Here is a 16,545-nt window from a genome sequence, read left to right as displayed (position 1 = left end):
ACCGAAAATTCCGGTGGGACAAGAATGCAGCCAGTCAGCCATAGCTTCAAATACTTGGCAGGGCTGATTATCATGCCTTTGAGGCATGAAGGTGTCATGCCTCCACCGTCTCCCGAGGGGCCACCGCCATGGAACTCCGAGTGCTGCGCTACTTCCTGACCATCGTGGAGACCGGTTCCGTCACCAAGGCTGCTGAGGTGGTCCGCGTCGCCCAGCCCTCGCTGTCGCGTCAACTGCGCGGCCTGGAAGCGGCCTTGGGGATGACGCTCTTCGACCGCAGCGGCAAGCAGATGGTCCTGACGGCGGCCGGCCAGCGCTTCCTTCCCCTGGCCCGCGACCTGGTCGCCCGCGCGGATGCCGCCGAGGCCGCAGTCGGTGCGCTGGCTGCCGGTCGTGCCATGCGGATCACCGTGGCGGCGCCGCCCACCACCATCACCGACGTGATCGCGCCGTTCCTGGCCACCTGGGGGCCGGAGGATCCGCTCGTCACCGTGCAGGCGGAGAGTCCGGCACGTGCGTACCAGGCCCTTGCGAGGGGCGCCGATGTAGCCATCTCCTCGGCACCTCCGAGGCGCCGTTTCGCCGGGCTCCCGGTGGCCCGCCTGCCGCTGTGGGCCTACGTCCGTGCCGACCATGCCTGGGCGGACCGGGACCGCGTCACCATCAGGGAACTTGCCGCGGAGCCCCTCATCGTCCTCACCCCGGCGCACGGCACCCGCCGCATCCTGGACCATGCCGTGCAGGATGCGGACGCCTCGTACGACATCGTGCTCGAATGCGACACCCCGCACGTCGCACAGGCCATGGCGGCTTCGGGCCATGGTGTCGCGGTGGTCTCCGACGATCCCCGCTTCGACCTGCACCCGCTGCTGATCCTCGACAGCACGGGCGAACCGCTGCAGATCCACCTGCACGCGGCGTGGGACGCCGGCCACTATGCGCTGCGCAGCATCGAGGCATTCGCGGCCGGGTTGTCACGCTTTTGTGTCGAGCGGTACGGGCCACAGGTCGCAGCCCTTCTATGAACTGCAGCGACGACTACAGACCACGGCCCTCACCACGACGCGAAGCGTGATCGCTCTGCCGCCCGACGGCCGACAGGCCCCCGAGAGCTGGAGGTATGCCTGGCGGGCAGCCTGACCAGATCGGGCAGGCATTGGACGGCGGCCCCGGCGCACCTCACCATGCGGCGATATCCCGCATCAGCTGCCAGCCCGAGAGGACCTCCGACCATGCCGAGACCGTTCCATACCCGACGGCTACGCCGTGCCGCTGCCGTCGCCGCCATGCTCGCGGGGCTGTTCGCCGTCCCGCCACCGACGATGGCGGCGCCCGCCGCAACCGCACCCATACCGGGTGATCCGCTCACCGGAAGCGGGGCGGTGAACCGGACCGAACTCACCGCCGGCCAACTCGCCGGGGGTACCGCCGAGGACACCGTGCCCGACAGCGCCTTCGCCCTGCCGGCGCAAGCAGCGCCACCCACCCACAGCTTCGAAGGCACCCTCACCCTCGACGGCCTCTCCACCGCCGGCGGTTTCCGCGCACTGAAGGACCCGCACGGATACGGAGACACGGCGACAACCCGGCACCTGCCACCGGTCGACATCGCGCTCGTGCAGAACGGCAGCCACCTCGTCCCGGCGAAGCGCGGGTTGCAGTACACGGGGAACCAGGCGTGGAACCTGGCAGTGGGACCCGGCCGCGCGTGGAACGAGGACGGCGACGGCCAACGCACGCGCGCCTCACTGCCGTTCGCGCTCGTCGAGCGCAACGCCAACTGCGTGCACAACGGCGCCCTGACGTTCCTCTTCGACGCCACATCGATCTCCGAAGTCCACTACCAGATCACCACGGAGACCTGCGAGTACTTCCAGTTCGACATGTGGGGCCAGGTACCGGCCGACTACCGGCCCGGCCCCGTCGACGGCGCCGAGAACCTGCGCGACGCGTACGCCTCCGAGATCGGGGACCGGCTCCCGACCAAGCCCATCTCGGCGCTGGCCACCGACTACCCGGACAGTGGGGTGGACGTGGCGAAGTTCGGCTCCGGCATCACGCCGTCCGCGCTGAGCACCTTCGGCTTCTACTTCGGCGGAGTCCACTACGTGGGCAACTGCCGGACCCGGCAAGGGGAGTACCCGTTCTGCGGCCAGATGCTGCTGCCTTCGTACTCGACCGCGAAGTCGGCGTTCGCGGGAACAGCCATGCTGCGTCTGGCGCAGCGCTACGGCCCGGCCGTGGCCCAGGAGAAGCTCTCCGACCGAATCCCCGAGACCGCCGGCAACACTGCCTGGAGCGGCGTCACCCTCGACCACACCCTCGACATGGCCACCGGGAACTACACCTCGCCCGGCTACGAGACCGACGAATCGGGCAGCACCATGGCGGACTTCTTCGCAGCCGAGCCCTACGCCGACAAGATGCGACCCGCCCTGTCCTTCCCGCGTAAGGCCAGCCCCGGCAGCAAGTGGGTCTACCACACCTCGGACACCTTCCTCGCCACCCGCGCGATGAACAACTACCTGCAGGACAAGGCCGGTTCGGACGCCGACATCTTCGACATGCTCCGCGACGACGTGCTCGAACCCATCGGCGTCGGGCCCGACTCCCTCGCCTCCTCCCGCACCGACAACAGCCCCGGCGGGGCACCCTTCGGCGGCTACGGCATGTTCTGGACGCAGGACTCCGTCGCCCGGTTCGCGAAATTCCTCAACAACGACCACGGCGCCGTCAACGGCACGCAGATACTCGACCCGACACTGCTCGCGGCCACCATGCAACGCACACCGGAGGCCCGGGGCATGACCACCACCGGCACCAAGCCCATGAAGTACCAGAACGGCTTTTGGGGCGCCGAGTTCACCTCCGCCGACAACCCCGCCTACACCAGCCCCTTCTACGTACCATTCATGTCGGGATACGGCGGCATCACCGTCGCGATGATGCCGAACGGCGCCACCTACTACTACTTCAGCGACAATAACGAGTTCAGTTGGAACGCCGCCGTCGCCGAAGCCGACAAGCTAGCGCCCATGCCCGGCGCGGCAGTTACTGCGAGGTAGACCCTATCGAACGTGTCCTTGCCGAAAACCTCATCCATGCAGGTCATGTGGCTTTGGCAGGCGCGGCGTCACGCTGCCCACGGGGGACCCACGGCTGAATGCTAACCGTGAGGTCGTGGTTCTCTCAGTCGCTGGTGTTGCTGAGGTCCTGGATGCGGGCTTGTATCAGGGGGAGGATCTCGGCTGTGGCTTGTTCGACGGAGACGAAGAGTACTTCGGCGTTGAGCTTGCGGTGCGGCACGTGAGCGAGTTTGTCGCGCAGTGCGATGGGACCGCTGTATGCCTGTGTCACGGTGCCGTGAGATGCCTGTTTGAGCATTTCGCCGAAGGTGAGCATGCAGTAGGCCAGGGCGAGGAGGCGCTCATTCCCTGGCTTGGGTGTTCCGTCGCGGAGGATTGAGCGCGCTTGGTCGAGTGCTGCCATTGCGTCGGTCAGGCGTAGCAGCTCCCGGTTCTCCCGGTCCGTGCGTGTATTGGTCACGCCGCCCCGCGCAGATCGTTCAGAGGTTCAGTTTCTTCGACTTCCACTCCGGGGCCGCGTGGGACGACTTCCACGAGGGCGCCGAGGATGCTGGACAGGTCTGATTCGAAGCTGGTGATGTCGAAGTAGGAGCGGTCGGCGTCCAGGGTGGCGACAAGTTCCCCGGGCTCGGTGCTCAAGGCGAAGGAGTGCAGGCCATGCCGACGTCCGAGCTGGCGAATGGTCGTGGCATTGGCGCGGAGCTTTGCGGTGGTGGCCGGCCTCACGGCTCATCCTCCCTAGCGCTTTCGGGCACCGGAATCGACAGGAGCCAGAATATCGGAGTGTGGCAGCAGGATGGGCCTGCTCGGGAGGGGCGCAGGGAGCGGTGTCCTCTTGCTCCGTACGGCGGTGTACGACCCCGAGCACTCTTGCTACAGAGTGATACGACTCGTCGCGGAGAGTTGTCGCGCGGCTGGGGGTCAAGGGGTCGCAGGTTCAAATCCTGTCGTCCCGACGGTGTTATTGCAGGTCGGAGGCCGTTTCCGCCGGAAGGCGGGGGCGGCCTTTTCCGTTGGTGGTCGTTGGGTGGTCGTAGATCGGGTACGGGCACGTTTCTCCCCCTGACTTTGTCTCATGCTGCTTGTGCGTACTGGTCGCTGTGAGGCTGGCTTCGCGGGGCGGGCGGGTTGGTGGTCGTTTTGTGGTCGTAGCGCTTTTCCTCGCGGTCGAGCTGCTTGGCGATGGCGTCGACTGCTTGGCGGGCCGCGGGCTTGGTGAGGTGCCCGTAGATGTTGGCCGTGGTGGAGATCGTGGAGTGGCGCAGGGTTTTCGACACGATGGTCAGCTCGACGCCGTGGGTCAGCGCCAGCGTTGCGGCGAGGTGGCGCAGGTCGTGGACGCTGGTGCGTGGAACGCCTGCCTGGCGGGCGAGGTAATGGAAGTGGTTGAGGACGTACTCCGGGTGCAGCGGCCGCCCGTCTTCGCGATGGAAGACGAACCCGCCTCCCTGTTCGCCGGGTGCGTAGCACTGGATTCTGCGGCGGGTGAGGATGGCGTGGATGCGGGGTGACAGGGCCACCCAGTCGCTGCTCTTGCGGGTCTTCGGGCGGGTCAGGACGAGCTTGTTGTTGTCGATCGTCGAGAGGGTCCAGCGCACGTAGACGGTGCGTGCGCCGAGGTGAACGTCGTCCCAGCGCAGGCCGAGGGCTTCACCTTTGCGGAGGCCGGTGCCGATGAGGAACTCGATCAGGTCGGCGAAGGCCGGATCGCTGGTTCGGCAGTGGTGCAAGAAGCGGACCGCCTGGGCCGGGGTCCAGATGGTGCGCTCGCCGGAGGCCGGGCGGGGGATCACAGTGGGCCGGACGACGTTGGTGGGGAGTCGGTGCTGGCGGACGGCGTCGCCGATCGCGCTGGAGAGGGTGGCGAGGATGTGCCACACGGTGGGACGTCCCCGGCCGGCGGCGAGCTGAGCCAGTACGAAGTGGTGGATGTGCTCGTAGGCGAGCTCGTCCAGGCGGACCGGACCGAGGGCCGGAATCAGATCGTCGTGGACGTAGTCGCGGTAGCGGACCCATGTGGTGGCCTTGAGCCGCAGCCGCTTGGCCGCGAGCCACTGGACCAGGTAGTCGGCGACGGTCTGGTTCGGATCGGCACTGACGCCGATCCGGCGGCCGGCACGGTAGCGGTGCAGCGCGGTACGGGCCTCGTCCTCGGTGGGGAAGCCACCCCGGCGCACCGTGCGGTTGTGCCCACCGGGCTCGGTGGCGGGAAGATCGACAGCGAAGGTCCACGTCCCGTGAGCGGGATCGGACATCAGCTGGGGGCAGTGGGCGCCAAGCTGGCGGCGCTGCTCGTCGCGGCAGCCGCAGCGCCGGTAGACGCGCCCCACGGTCTCGTGGGCGCGCATAACGATCACCTTCCACGGCGACATGGAATCGTTGGGCATTTTCATTGTGAATCGCAGCTAAGGAGAAATGGAAATTCCTTACGACCACAATCCGACCACAATGGCCCCGATCTGCTGCCTGACCAGCGGTGATCCCTTTACTTTTCCGACAAGTGCGGAAATCTTCCGGGCGCGGTAGAAAAATAGTGTGCCAAGCGGCTCGACCCTGGTGCTGAGCAACTCGGCGATGGCCGGGCTCGAAATTTGGGCGAGGCATAGGACGGTCATCTGCCTGAAGCCCAGCCCAGGCCGGGAGACGCGCACGTCACGAACTGACGCGGATACCGGCCGGTTGTCGGTGCCGTGTGGCATCCTCACCTGCCATGATCGTGATCAATGGGATTCGTCGAGCACGACGTACTCGCGCCCGACGCCGGGTGGACAAGCAGGCGGACGATCTGCGCGCCGCGCTCGATCGCCTCGGATACGACTGGTGGCCGATACCGCTCGGAGTCCGTGTGGCCTTGCGTAAACATGATGCTGCGCAGTGCGGCTGGTTCATCAACTTGCAAGCCTGGGTGCTGATCGCGTGGCTGTTCCTCAGCTTCGAGGCAGTGAGTTTCTGGCAGGAAGAGCTACTCCGTGGCCGAGTCACCTTGGTCTTCCTCGCCGTCGGGATGGTTCTGACGGTGATCGCTGGTCAAACGATGGACTCGGCACGTGCGACACGCCGCAATCGCCTCGCCTGGCTCTGTGCCTATGTGATCGAGAGGTGCGCTGAGGCCCACAGGCGCGGGGGAGACCGTCGGCGCGAGGCTCTGGTTGAGGTGTCGATGGCCCTCCGGAGCCTGGGGGGTGAAGTGCTGGCTGCTTACCGCAGGTGTGGGTCGGTGCGGTCCTTCTCCCCTCCGAACGCAGATCTGCGGCGCCACGCCGGACAGGTGGTCGCCAAGCTCCGCACCGCTGAAGCGGGGTTGCACGGCGATTGTCCGCAGCACGCCCTGGAAGAGGTGGCGGGGCTGGTCGCGACAATCGCGGAGCAGTACACGCGCAGCAAAGTCGCGACCCTGCTGCCGGTCGGGTCTGTCGCGGACTTCGAACCCGTACGTGACCGTGAGCCGATCCTCGTGGGCGTCACCGTGGTGACGATCGCTGGCGGAGCAGTCGCTGTCTCCTTGCTGGATCTGCCCGACGTGGCTTCAGGAGCTGTGATCGTCGCGGTGGCGGTACTGATGCTACTGGTGCTGTTCGGGAGGCGGTGGCACCGGTACCTGCCGATTGCCGACATGTTCAAGCCCGGACCATGATCGGCGCCACCGTTGCCTCACATCTGCGGGCTACTTTCCTACGCCTCGCCGGATCCGTGGCGTCGCCCCGTAGGCACGCCATGGCCCACGATCGCGGCCACGGCTCGCTGCGCGTCGGCGACGATGCCCACTTCCGCGGGGTAGTTCTTGCCGATCTCGTGCGGGTCGATGCCGATGTGGATGAGCTTCGCGGGCGGAATCGAGAAGCTGACGCCCTTGGCGCAGCTGACCAGTCGGTGAAGCGGCAGCCGACGGAGATGACGGCATCGGCGGAGCACGCGGTCGCGGGCCCCGCACCGATTCAGAAGTGTCATTGCATCAGCCGGCGCGAGGCCGATCACTGCTCCCTTGATCGTTCCCGGTCGCAGCACCTTGTACGCCATGGACGCGCGGCCGAGTTGGTTCACAATGGGAGTGTGACTTCCGGTGCGACTGACGACCAGCCCCTGCCCGAATTGCCGCCTGAGGTCGTTGAGCGAATCGTCGATGAGCTATCAGAGCGCGGTGACAAGGTGGTCGGCTGCCTCCGAACTGCGGCGGCGCTGATCCAGCAGGCGGTGGATGGTGATCGTGGGCTTCGTCTAGCGGAAAGCGCCGGGTACAACCTGCGTGAGGCACTCGATGGCGTAGTGCCGAAGCACAACGGGGTGCCACACGAGCACGACGAGGACGGAGACAATGGCGAGCATGGCCAAGCAGATCAAGCACACCGCCACCGACAAGACCATGACGCTCAACGAGCTCGCCGCCTTCGTCCAGGATGCCATGCGCTCCGGCGCCGACGGCACCGAGAAGGTCAAGGCCACCGTCGCCTTCAGCGGCAGGATCAAGGACGTCACAGTCGACGTCGCCACACCCGCGCAGACCTCCCTCGACAAGCCGGACACCTCCCACGGGGGGTAGGGGTGTCGCAATCACCAGCTTGATCACCTGAGGGTGCGCCGCGGTCAACTCGGGAGACGCGCGCTCATATCGTCGATAGGGAGTCGACAAGCGCCAAGCCTTTAATACTCCAGCTGTAGATCGTGATCCGAGAGAGGCCCGTCGGCGAGGGACGGCCGTTATTCCAGCCACATTCCGTCGCGCATGATGACTCTCCCGCGTAGTTCCGGCTCGCCGCGCCAAGCGCGCACAGTCCTTGGGACCACGCGTACATACAGAAAGGAACCCTCCTCCACGCGCGGATCCCACCCGAACTTGTCGGCGAGCGCCTCCGCTGCGCCTTCGGGCACCTCCTGGTCCGGGAAGCACTCCGCCTCACACTGGAGGAGCACCACGTCGAAGGTGTCCGGTAGCGCCAGACGCACGCGCGGCTCTTTGCGGACGTTCCGCGCAGTCACGGAAGTGGCGCTGGTACACATCCACACCGCTCGTCCATCCCACAAGAACCACAGCGGCACCTGGTGCGGCCCGTGATCAGGGTGAGCCGTCGACACCCATACATCCTGCTCGGTAACGAGCCGCTCCAGAGCGTCGCGCATACGCTCCGCCGTCTGGCGACGAACGATTCCCGTGGTCTCCATGAGGACCGACCCTAGCCAGCAGGCGCGGAGCGCGCCTGAGGCGCGGGACCTACTCCCAACGACCGATGAACCCCTCAGCTTTTGGCTCGGGGCGACCAACTTCGGTGCTCAGGATGGCCAGCTGCAGTGCTCAATCACGCTTGTCTCCGGTAGTGGCTGGCTCGTGATCGCGCCTGGTGGCTGCGTCGCCAGGCGGACCAGCTGAGCCGGTGGGCCGGGCCGTGGGCGGGCCGGACAACAACACTGATGAACAGGCGCTGGATCTCGTTACAGGTCAGCGGGATCAGGTTGGCCGGCGTGGGGCAGTGTGCGTGTTCGTCGGCGCGGACGACGGCGAGGAAGGCATGGGCCAGCATCGCGAGGGTGACTCAGCGGGCCCAGGAGGGGTAGCGGCGGACCTGGTGCTCATCCAGTCCGACCAGCCCCTTCTCACTTTGGAAGGTTTCCTCCACCCGCCATCTGGAACCTGCGACCTTGACCAGGGTGGCGAGGGATGCCGACGTGGTGGAGTGACAGCGGTAATAGGCGAGTTCACCGGTGGTGCGGTTGCGGCGGATCAGCAATTGGTGGTGGCCCGGTGCCGCCTCGGCGAGGTCGATGACGGCCCAGTCGTAGAACCGCTGTCCCTTCGCGCCGCGTCCGGCCGAGAGCTTCTGCCAGGCCCGCTTCGGCACCTTCTTCACCAGCGCATCGGCGCGGAACGTGCTGGCGCCGGTGGTCATTTGGGCTGAGCAGGCCACTGCGAGGACGCAGCCGATGCCGCGTTTTTCCAGCGCGGATCGCAGTTTGGGGTTGCCACCGTAGACCTCGTCACCCGTGACCCAGCCGACGCGGTGTCCAGCGTCCAGGAACCGTTCGATCATCACCCGGGCCAGTTCCGGCTTGGTCGCGAAGACGGTGCCCTCGCCGAGCCCCGCGGCCCGGCAGCGGTCCGGATCGCAGGTCCAGGAGCGCGGGATGTACAGCTCTCGGTCCACCGCCGCGTGCCCGCGCTCGCTGGCGTAGTCGAGGTAGACGGCGACCTGAGAGTTCTCGATTCGCCCGGCGGTGCCGGTGTATTGGCGCTGGACCCCGACGGTGCGTGTGCCCTTCTTCACGTTGCCGGTCTCGTCGACGACCAGCACTGCGGCCTCGTCGTGGAGGTGCTCGACGACGTATTCGCGCACGTCGTCGCGGACGGCCTCGGCATCCCAGGCGGCCCTGCACAGCAGATGCTGCATGCCGTGTGGGGTGGCCTTCCCGGCCCACTCTGCGATCGTCCAGCAGTTCTTGCGCGGCATATCCGACAGCAGGCCCAGCACCAAGCGCTTGGCCCGGAGGCGGGGTTCGATCCGCGCGAACCGCCCGGCTATCCGGCTCATCAGGCCATCGAACGCCTCCTGCCAGCGGGCAGGGTCTACGCTGTGACCTGCGGCCACCGCGTGATCGTTTGTCTTCACACACCGATGATCAACGTGGCCGCACCCGTCTCCACAGCGCGTCAGGGTCGCGCAGCGTCGCCGTCCTGTGTCAGGAGGACATGTGCAACGTGGCGAAGTCTGGTGGGTCGAGTTCGACGAGCGGCGGCCGGTCGTACTGCTGTCGGAAGGCGACGCGTCCGGGATCCGGGTGATGCAGGTCGTGGCTCCGGCGGGCGTCGACATCAGCGGTCTGGGCGTCGAAGTGGCAGTAGGCGCCATGGAAGGGCTGCCCTTTGAAGGCGTGCTGCGGTTCGCGTTCCCGTGTCCGGGCTTTACCCCTTGCACGTGGCTGACCACCGTGTCCCGGGACGACTTGATCGAGCAGGCGGGCGCCCTGCCCTACGCGAAACTCAACGAGATTGAGGATGCCCTCCGACTCGCTGGACAGGCGAAGGAGCGGACCCCGGCGACGACCGCGAAGCTCAGCGAATTAAGGGACGCCCTCCGTCTCGGTGGACTTGAGTAGTCGGGTAGGCGAGAAGGAACGGACACCCTCGGTGGCGTGGTCGATCTCGTCCAGATGATCGACACTGACCACCTGTCTCCTCGGCGCCCCTCACCATCGAGATCACGATCTACAGCTGGAGTATTAAACTGCCGCGATGAAGACGGGTGAGGGGTGGCTGGCCGTCTGGCCAGTAGCCGCGTTCTTTCTGGGTGGCCTGGCGACGCAGTTCGCCGCGTTGCTAAATCGACGCTGGCAGCAGCGCGATAAGGTAGCGCAAGACGCTGACGAGATTCGGAAGCGACGTGAAGAGTTCGAGCTAAGTCATCTCGTCGATGTCAATGAACTGCTCTCCTCTCTGGAGAATTTGTTCATTGAAGCATGCCGCGAGCTGAAGGCGTACCAGAGGCTGCAGACCCAATCTGATGTCGAGCCGGACTTCCCCGATGCGCCTGTAGACGCCTATAAGGGCGCTGCTGCCGCTGTCCGGCAGCAAGTTGGGTTCATCCTGTCTGACGAAGTACGCCGGTACGTCTACGTCACCTGGGAATCTGCCAAGGAGACGATAGACCTGTACACCACAGGCGAGGCTGATGAAGATGAGGTGTGGGCGGTCGCGGCTGGTTTCGACGAAACTTATGTAGCCCTTTCGGGTCGCGTGCGGGAGATCTACGCCGGTCGGGCCGTATAGGAGACTTTGCATCGTGTGCCGTTCAGAAATGCGTCGCTGCAGGTCGTAGGCGGTCTGGTGGGATCTGAGGGCTCGTTGGGACCATGAGCAGGTGATCGTCTCACTGGTGTATCAGGTCACACGGAAGCTTCGGCGTGGAGCGAGATCCCAACGCGCACAACGTCCGCATCGCCAGGTCTCTGGGTATAACCGTGCTGACTGGCCACGGCGGTGACCGTGCCATCCTCGAAAAGCTGCACCTCCACCATGCCCGGGCTCTGGCCGCCGTCGGCTCCGACGACCTCGACAACATCGCCGTGGCCATCGCCGCTCAGGGAGTGTCACCCGGGACACGGGTCGTCTTGCGAGCCGGCGAGCACGAAGCGATCGCCGAAACCCGCTCTCTGCTACCCCTGGGCACCATCCGCGACGTCACCAGCCTGTCCGCCGCCCACATACTGGCCCGGCTGATGGACATCCCGGCTACCGGCGTCATCGAACACCAGCACCGCACGTTCGTAGAATTGCCCGCAGACGGCTTCGCGCCCTGGCCACTCGCGGCACGCCAGGGATGCTCACACATGGACATCGCCCTATCCCGCTGACCTTCAGCACCGTGCGCGGATGGGGCTTGGGCACGACCCGCCCCTGACACGTGTCGAACACTGCCGGACGCGGGAACGGCGGGTGCAGCCCGAGATGGGGCTCCTTGTTGCGCGGCGTACTCGGTCGACATGAAGCCTCAGCCGAAGCCCGATCCGAAGTGCGCCACGACATCAGTCATCCCGCGGCGGGCACTACTCGCCGCCCCCAGGAAGACCCAGGAGCGTGACTGGTAGCTCGAACGCCAGGTATCAGAGCCGTCACACCCCTACCCACAGCTATTCACATGCGGTGAAATGCCCATCACCACAATCTTGGGGGAGAAGCCATGAGTAACCCGTACCAGCCGGGCCCGAGTCCCTACCTCACGGGCCCCATGCCGCCCGTCGGCCGGCCGAAGATGTTCAACACCAGAGCCGCGCAGGTCCTGTGGACCCTTCTCCCCATTGTGAGCCTCGGACTCGCGGGCGCCGTTCCTCTCGTCGCTGCCGCGGTCAAAGGTGTCGTGAAGCCCGTGGTACCGGCGGTCTACATCGCCGTGGAGCTGGTTGTGCTCGGGGTCGCCGTGGCCCTGGGTGACGGCGACCACCCGGTCGCGGGTCTCGTGCTGATCTTGTTCATTATCACCGCGGCGACGCACACGGCGCTGCTGGACAGCGAGCGGGTCACCTTCGGAAAGTAGCGTCGCCTGCCACGCTGGGACAAGGCCCTGCATGCCCCGCCCGTCGTGGTAGGGCCTTTGCCGTGCCGTAGCCAGGAGAAGGCGCTGGAGCCTCATCAAGTAGGGCTCGGTAGACCTACGGGTTCGAAAGTTTTAGACCACCCCGTTCCCACAAGCTGCCTCGTGCCGTTTCCCGCGGCCGCCCGCGTCGGCCGTCGAGCGGGTTGAACATCTCAGCGTCGAGGCGGTCGGGACCACGCCAGCAGGGCGTGGGCATCGTCTCAGGAGCCCGGGCCCACAGGTCGGGCGGGCCCGGGCGTCTGCCCCGATCACCGTTCCATCACGCCCCTCGCGCGCCACCCCCACCAGGCCGCATGATGCACCCCTACACCATCCTTGGGGGGATTCATGCACGTCCGTACCACCACTGTCACCGTGCTGCTCGCCGCAGCCATGCTCACCGCATGCGGAAGCAGCGACGACACCAACGCCAAGACCAAGACCAGCCCCAGCGCGGCCAAGCCGACAGCATCCGAGTCCACCGCCGAAACATCGCCCGAGACCGACGAGCCCTACTCGTTCGGCACCCCGATGGACTGGGGCAACGACGCGGGCAGCCTCACCGGCACCACCACCGTCCTCGGCTACGAACAGCCGATCAGCAGCGTCGGGTCGGCCGCGGAAGAGACCGGCGAGAAAGGCTATGTGTGGGGCGCCCTGGAGGTGAAGGTCTGCACCGACAAGGGCAAGCTCCTGGTCACGAACACCGACATGACCCTGGCGTACAAGGACGGCGCTCGCGTCGAGGCGTCCTCGTCGACGTGGGACGACTTCCCGAAGCCGGAGTTCCCCATCGAGACCGAGGTCCGCGCCGGGGACTGCGTCCGGGGGAAGACCGTGTTCCCGGTGCCGAGCGACCAGCGGCCCGAGAAGGCGATGTACGCGCCGGGCGGCGCCAGCGAGATGATCGCTGAGTGGACTGTGCCCGCGAAGGATTAAGGCAATAAGCGGCGGGCCGGCCCCATGGCCCGGCCCGCCATCACCCGGATAGCCTCTGGTGATGGACGACGTACGCGGAGCAGTCTGCGTGACCCTCTACGGCCCTGCGGAAGACTTCGACCGGGCCCTTAGCGCTATACAGCAAGCAGGCATCACCGCCCAGCAGGACAACTTCGAGCCGAACGCGATCGCTGCGTTCTTCCACACGGGGGCCGGACAGCCCTCATCGGAGTTCGTCGCCGAATGCGAAGCCCGTACGCGTGCAGCCGCCCATGGGTCAGGCTTCACCGTTGACCGAGCTGGCGTGTGGCAGAGTAACGCGGCAACTCGCATGCTCGCCTACAACCGCAAGACCGGCGAGTGGCTAGGCGCCTTCATCGACACCGAGCTGCCGATGCTGTTCCGGCTTGAACTGATGAATGACATCGCGGAGTCCCACGGGATCGACCTGAACGACATCGAGCTGCGAGACCCGCCCGAACTCCAGATCCCTGAAAGATGAGGCGAGGCAGCCACCCCTTCGAGCCGATGGACGGCGATCACTACACGCCGGGCTCGCAGCCACGCCACTCGATCAGCTTTCGGTCATCCAGCCGCACGTCCTCGGAGACGCCGACGCGACGTAGGAACTCGCGGAGATCCCGCGTGACTCCAGGGTCCGCTCGCACAGGCCCACGTGTATCACGGTATGGATATTACTGAGGTTTTCGTTAGTTCTGTGGGTGTAGGGCGCTGTGCGGTGTGAGTATCTTGGTGTGCCTTCCGAGTCTCAGTCCGTTGTTTCCGCAGTCTCCGCTCCGCCGCTGACGCGACCGCAGTTGGCCGAGGCCCGACGCATGCGGGCGGTGGAGTTGTTCGAGCAGGGACGTCCCCATGTGCAGATCGCGAGAATGCTGGGGGTCTGTCCCGAGAGTGTGCGGCGGTGGAAGCGCCAGTGGGAACAGGGCGGGGCTTCAGCGCTGCGGCGATCTCCGGCCAGGGGGCGGCCGTCCAAGCTTGATGACGCCCAGGTCGAGGTGGTGCGGGCCGCGTTGGAGCAGGGTGCCCAGGCGCATGGGTTCGAGGCCGATTTATGGGCCTTGGAGCGGGTCGGGCTGGTGGTTGAGCGGGTGACCGGGGTGAAGCTGGCGCGAGCATCGGTGTGGCGGCTGCTGACCGGGCGGCTGGGGTGGAGTCTGCAGCGTCCCCAGCGCCGGGCGGTCGAGCGGGACGAGTCCGAGATCGCCCGATGGGTCGCCCATGAGTGGCCACGCATAAAAGGGGGCGGTGAAGAAACGTGCCTGGATCGTGTTCTTCGACGAGTCGGGTGTGTCGCTGCTGCCCCAGGTGCGCCGGACCTACGCGCCCCGTGGCCGGACCCCGACGTTGCGGCACCGGCTGAACTGGAAACGCGCCTCGATGGCCGCCGCTCTGGGATACCACGCCGCCGACGCCGGCCGTGGTCCGCGGCTGTGTTTCTACCTCAAGCCGGGCAGCTACGACACCATGGCGTTAATCGACGTGCTGCAGCAGGTCAAAGCGTTCTATGCGGGTGAGCCGGTAGTGCTGGTGTGGGACGGGCTGTCCGCGCACTGGAGCCGGGACATGCGAGCGTGGGTGGCCGGAGAGGACTGGCTGACGCTGGAACGGCTGCCCGCCTATGCACCTGAGTTGAACCCGGTGGAACTGCTGTGGTCGGCGATCAAAACACGTGAGCTGGCCAATCTCACCGGCGACCACCTCGCCGACGTCGCCGATGCCACCGAACGCGGCATCCGCCGGGTCTGCTCCGACAAACAACTCCCATGGTCCTTCATCACTCACACGGGACTGACAATTCATAACCACTCACCACAGAACTAACGAAAACCTCAGTAGGCTAATTGCCAGGCATGCCTGTTGGGGGCAGGTGCCGGGCAGTAGCTTTTTCTCCTAGCTCCCACGCAGCGAAGACCCGGCGGTGACACCACAGTCCCGGCTTGGCCAAGTCCTGGAAGCAGAGAAGGACCAGCAGGTGATCCCCTGCCGCATCCGCAATCTCCCGCAACCGCAACGCGATCCGCGCAAGGGCCGAGCTGATCGAGGTCAGTCCGGTACACGCGGGTGAACATGGAGGACACCATGAGTGACGTTCGGCCCGCCTGGACCGCCATCGCTCACTGGCTGGCGGTGCACGCGCCTGCCTCGCACGCCACCTTACGGCCGGGCGCTGCCGTGGCAGACGTTCGATCCGCGGAGGTCGAGTTGGGGATGGGTCTTCCCGCCGACCTGGTGACGCTGCTTTTGGTGTGCGACGGAACGGTCGATGTCTCAGCCCTTGACCGCGACCCCGACGAGTATGATCCGGGCCTGTTTCTCGCCCAGCACCATCTGCTGCCGCTTGAGGAGATCGTGCACGTCCGGGGTAGCGGAGGGAACACCGATCAGTTCTGGGGTTCCTGGGTTCCTTTCGCCGTCACCGACTACTCCCTGCCTCCGTGGGGCGGCCTGGCAATCGACGCCGAAGGCCGCCTCGCCACCTTCAGCCAGGACGGCGGTGAGCCGCCGTCGGCACCGCTCACCTCCCCCGGGCACGGATCCCTCAGCGAGTTCTTGGACACCGTGGCCGAAGCCCTCACCCAAGGCACCGGCCCGTTGATGGCCGAGGCCACACCCGGCATCCACCGGGGCGCGCTCGTGTGGGGGCCGTTGCCAGGTGACGGCGCTCCGTGGACGCCGGCGCACCCGGAGCACGGCTCCACAGGCTGAAGGACAGCCTCCAGACGGGCGGCGGCGGATGAGAAGCGCAGGTCGGAGAGTACGGGGCAGCCGCTCTTTCACTCCCAGGGACGTCGAGCGGTTCGTGCTACGCCACGCGAATGCTGTGCTGCGCGGCAGTGCCCCGAGGCCACCCCTGGACTGGGCCGACCGCGCAATCTTGCGGGGCTTGAATATCCGTCCCTGCACCTCAGGCGGCGCACGGCTACTCGTCGCCACGGCCCGGGGTGCGCCCGCACATTCCTCTCTCGGGTGGACTTTTGTCAAATGTTGCCAAGCGGTGCATGATGGAAGTGACGGCGAAGCTGGCTTATGGAGGCACTGTCGTGGGGACCATTTGGGGACCACACGGTGTGCGCGACCCCGCACAACTCAGGCGTTACCGCACGTATTTCACCTGCGGAAAGCGTCGTAATTCCGGGGAATTCGGCGTTCGCACTTGACTGGGGGTCAAGGGGTCGCAGGTTCAAATCCTGTCGTCCCGACCAGCGTTTTCGCAGGTCGGAGGTCGTTTCCTCAAAGTGAGGGAACGACCTTTCTGACGTTTTGTCGGCTTGTGGTCGCAAGGTGGTCGCATGCGCCCGAGCGCTTCGGGGCTGGGCTGCTGTAACTCGCGGCTTCTGTGGGCCGCCTGATGATGGTCAGCTGGTTGTGCCGTTTCGGGATGTGGTCGCAGTGTGGTCGCGGGGCCGGTATGAGCTGTGGGGGAGTGGTTGGCAGCGCGGCTT

At 66.2% G+C, this 16,545-nt stretch carries 18 protein-coding genes, 1 tRNA gene and 2 pseudogenes; 14 read left to right on the top strand and 7 right to left on the bottom strand.

Going from position 1 to position 16,545, the window contains the following annotated elements; all coding sequences use genetic code 11:
• Window positions 1-128: 128 nt before the first annotated feature.
• Together EEJ42_RS05710 and EEJ42_RS05705 are read left to right on the top strand one after the other, a co-directional pair.
• Entirely contained in the window at window positions 129-1,025 is an 897-nt protein-coding gene (locus tag EEJ42_RS05710) for a LysR family transcriptional regulator (RefSeq protein WP_123098894.1), read from the top strand.
• A gap of 207 nt (window positions 1,026-1,232) precedes the next feature.
• Window positions 1,233-3,065: a serine hydrolase domain-containing protein gene (locus EEJ42_RS05705; protein WP_148081862.1), complete on the top strand. Its 1,833-nt coding sequence runs from the start codon at window positions 1,233-1,235 to the stop codon at window positions 3,063-3,065.
• 124 nt (window positions 3,066-3,189) lie between these two features.
• Here the strand turns inward: EEJ42_RS05705 and EEJ42_RS50185 are convergent, their stop codons facing one another.
• The 3 genes from EEJ42_RS50185 to EEJ42_RS05690 form a co-directional block, all read right to left on the bottom strand.
• A complete protein-coding gene (locus tag EEJ42_RS50185) occupies window positions 3,190-3,546 on the bottom strand; it encodes a hypothetical protein (protein ID WP_148081861.1) in 357 nt (118 codons plus the stop codon).
• The gene (locus EEJ42_RS05695) at window positions 3,543-3,812 is read right to left on the bottom strand and encodes a hypothetical protein (RefSeq protein ID WP_055558216.1); all 270 of its coding nucleotides are present in this window, start codon (window positions 3,810-3,812) and stop codon (window positions 3,543-3,545) included. Before EEJ42_RS05695 ends, EEJ42_RS50185 begins: the two co-directional genes overlap by 4 nt.
• A gap of 347 nt (window positions 3,813-4,159) precedes the next feature.
• On the bottom strand, window positions 4,160-5,434 hold the full coding sequence (locus EEJ42_RS05690) for a tyrosine-type recombinase/integrase (protein ID WP_246096118.1): 1,275 nt from the start codon (window positions 5,432-5,434) through the stop codon (window positions 4,160-4,162).
• 362 nt (window positions 5,435-5,796) lie between these two features.
• On the opposite strand from EEJ42_RS05690, the gene EEJ42_RS52545 reads away from it, so the two are divergent.
• Window positions 5,797-6,720 carry a hypothetical protein gene (locus EEJ42_RS52545; protein WP_246096116.1) on the top strand — a complete coding sequence of 308 codons (924 nt, stop codon included), beginning with the start codon at window positions 5,797-5,799 and terminating at the stop codon, window positions 6,718-6,720.
• A gap of 38 nt (window positions 6,721-6,758) precedes the next feature.
• Here EEJ42_RS52545 and EEJ42_RS52540 read toward each other — a convergent pair whose 3' ends face one another.
• Window positions 6,759-7,127, bottom strand: a complete 369-nt coding sequence (locus EEJ42_RS52540; protein ID WP_246096114.1) for a hypothetical protein — start codon at window positions 7,125-7,127, stop codon at window positions 6,759-6,761.
• A gap of 280 nt (window positions 7,128-7,407) precedes the next feature.
• On the opposite strand from EEJ42_RS52540, the gene EEJ42_RS05675 reads away from it, so the two are divergent.
• On the top strand, window positions 7,408-7,623 hold the full coding sequence (locus EEJ42_RS05675; protein WP_148081860.1) for a hypothetical protein: 216 nt from the start codon (window positions 7,408-7,410) through the stop codon (window positions 7,621-7,623).
• Window positions 7,624-7,781: 158 nt separating this feature from the next.
• Here EEJ42_RS05675 and EEJ42_RS05670 read toward each other — a convergent pair whose 3' ends face one another.
• From EEJ42_RS05670 to EEJ42_RS05665, 3 genes and pseudogenes are all read right to left on the bottom strand, one after another.
• Window positions 7,782-8,243, bottom strand: a complete 462-nt coding sequence (locus EEJ42_RS05670) for a pyridoxamine 5'-phosphate oxidase family protein (RefSeq protein WP_123098890.1) — start codon at window positions 8,241-8,243, stop codon at window positions 7,782-7,784.
• A gap of 134 nt (window positions 8,244-8,377) precedes the next feature.
• Complete coding sequence (locus EEJ42_RS54530; protein ID WP_425472850.1) at window positions 8,378-8,599, bottom strand: hypothetical protein; 222 nt, start codon at window positions 8,597-8,599, stop codon at window positions 8,378-8,380.
• A 15-nt stretch (window positions 8,600-8,614) separates the two neighbouring features.
• Window positions 8,615-9,604: pseudogene (locus EEJ42_RS05665) on the bottom strand (IS701 family transposase); the annotation flags it as partial.
• Window positions 9,605-9,764: 160 nt separating this feature from the next.
• Here EEJ42_RS05665 and EEJ42_RS05660 point away from each other — a divergent pair.
• The 10 genes and pseudogenes from EEJ42_RS05660 to EEJ42_RS05615 all read left to right on the top strand — a co-directional run bounded on the left by EEJ42_RS05660 (window position 9,765) and on the right by EEJ42_RS05615 (window position 16,305).
• Entirely contained in the window at window positions 9,765-10,169 is a 405-nt protein-coding gene (locus EEJ42_RS05660; protein WP_123098889.1) for a type II toxin-antitoxin system PemK/MazF family toxin, read from the top strand.
• A 136-nt stretch (window positions 10,170-10,305) separates the two neighbouring features.
• Window positions 10,306-10,839 (top strand): hypothetical protein, encoded by a 534-nt coding sequence (locus EEJ42_RS05655; protein ID WP_123098888.1) that lies wholly within the window; start codon window positions 10,306-10,308, stop codon window positions 10,837-10,839.
• Between the two features lie 134 nt (window positions 10,840-10,973).
• On the top strand, window positions 10,974-11,423 hold the full coding sequence (locus tag EEJ42_RS05650) for an NAD-binding protein (RefSeq protein WP_246096113.1): 450 nt from the start codon (window positions 10,974-10,976) through the stop codon (window positions 11,421-11,423).
• Window positions 11,424-11,797: 374 nt separating this feature from the next.
• Window positions 11,798-12,103, top strand: coding sequence for a hypothetical protein (locus tag EEJ42_RS05645; protein WP_246096111.1), 306 nt, complete (start codon window positions 11,798-11,800; stop codon window positions 12,101-12,103).
• A 387-nt stretch (window positions 12,104-12,490) separates the two neighbouring features.
• A complete protein-coding gene (locus EEJ42_RS05640; RefSeq protein ID WP_123098885.1) occupies window positions 12,491-13,081 on the top strand; it encodes a hypothetical protein in 591 nt (196 codons plus the stop codon).
• A gap of 61 nt (window positions 13,082-13,142) precedes the next feature.
• On the top strand, window positions 13,143-13,583 hold the full coding sequence (locus tag EEJ42_RS05635) for a hypothetical protein (protein ID WP_123098913.1): 441 nt from the start codon (window positions 13,143-13,145) through the stop codon (window positions 13,581-13,583).
• A 334-nt stretch (window positions 13,584-13,917) separates the two neighbouring features.
• Window positions 13,918-14,307 (top strand): annotated as a pseudogene (locus EEJ42_RS54525) (helix-turn-helix domain-containing protein); the annotation flags it as partial.
• A 40-nt stretch (window positions 14,308-14,347) separates the two neighbouring features.
• Window positions 14,348-14,923: a transposase gene (locus EEJ42_RS05625; protein WP_123098884.1), complete on the top strand. Its 576-nt coding sequence runs from the start codon at window positions 14,348-14,350 to the stop codon at window positions 14,921-14,923.
• A gap of 246 nt (window positions 14,924-15,169) precedes the next feature.
• Complete coding sequence (locus tag EEJ42_RS05620; RefSeq protein ID WP_123098883.1) at window positions 15,170-15,808, top strand: SMI1/KNR4 family protein; 639 nt, start codon at window positions 15,170-15,172, stop codon at window positions 15,806-15,808.
• Between the two features lie 409 nt (window positions 15,809-16,217).
• Window positions 16,218-16,305 (top strand) — tRNA-Pro (locus tag EEJ42_RS05615).
• Window positions 16,306-16,545: the final 240 nt, after the last annotated feature.

Origin of the sequence: Streptomyces botrytidirepellens (assembly GCF_003721215.1) — a bacterium.
In the GTDB taxonomy this organism is placed as follows: domain Bacteria; phylum Actinomycetota; class Actinomycetes; order Streptomycetales; family Streptomycetaceae; genus Streptomyces; species Streptomyces himastatinicus.
Note: the sequence above shows the minus strand (reverse complement) of the source record. Positions and strands in the feature narration are given on the sequence as shown.

Coding starts and splice junctions, on each gene's coding strand:
- EEJ42_RS05675 (WP_148081860.1), top strand. CDS start 7,408: ATGGCCAAGCAGATCAAGCACACCGCCACCGACAAGACCATGACGCTC.
- EEJ42_RS52545 (WP_246096116.1), top strand. CDS start 5,797: ATGATCGTGATCAATGGGATTCGTCGAGCACGACGTACTCGCGCCCGA.
- EEJ42_RS05710 (WP_123098894.1), top strand. CDS start 129: ATGGAACTCCGAGTGCTGCGCTACTTCCTGACCATCGTGGAGACCGGT.
- EEJ42_RS05655 (WP_123098888.1), top strand. CDS start 10,306: ATGAAGACGGGTGAGGGGTGGCTGGCCGTCTGGCCAGTAGCCGCGTTC.
- EEJ42_RS54530 (WP_425472850.1), bottom strand. CDS start 8,599: ATGCTGGCCCATGCCTTCCTCGCCGTCGTCCGCGCCGACGAACACGCA.
- EEJ42_RS05635 (WP_123098913.1), top strand. CDS start 13,143: ATGGACGACGTACGCGGAGCAGTCTGCGTGACCCTCTACGGCCCTGCG.
- EEJ42_RS05670 (WP_123098890.1), bottom strand. CDS start 8,243: ATGGAGACCACGGGAATCGTTCGTCGCCAGACGGCGGAGCGTATGCGC.
- EEJ42_RS05640 (WP_123098885.1), top strand. CDS start 12,491: ATGCACGTCCGTACCACCACTGTCACCGTGCTGCTCGCCGCAGCCATG.
- EEJ42_RS05645 (WP_246096111.1), top strand. CDS start 11,798: ATGCCGCCCGTCGGCCGGCCGAAGATGTTCAACACCAGAGCCGCGCAG.
- EEJ42_RS05705 (WP_148081862.1), top strand. CDS start 1,233: ATGCCGAGACCGTTCCATACCCGACGGCTACGCCGTGCCGCTGCCGTC.
- EEJ42_RS05620 (WP_123098883.1), top strand. CDS start 15,170: ATGGAGGACACCATGAGTGACGTTCGGCCCGCCTGGACCGCCATCGCT.
- EEJ42_RS05690 (WP_246096118.1), bottom strand. CDS start 5,434: ATGCGCGCCCACGAGACCGTGGGGCGCGTCTACCGGCGCTGCGGCTGC.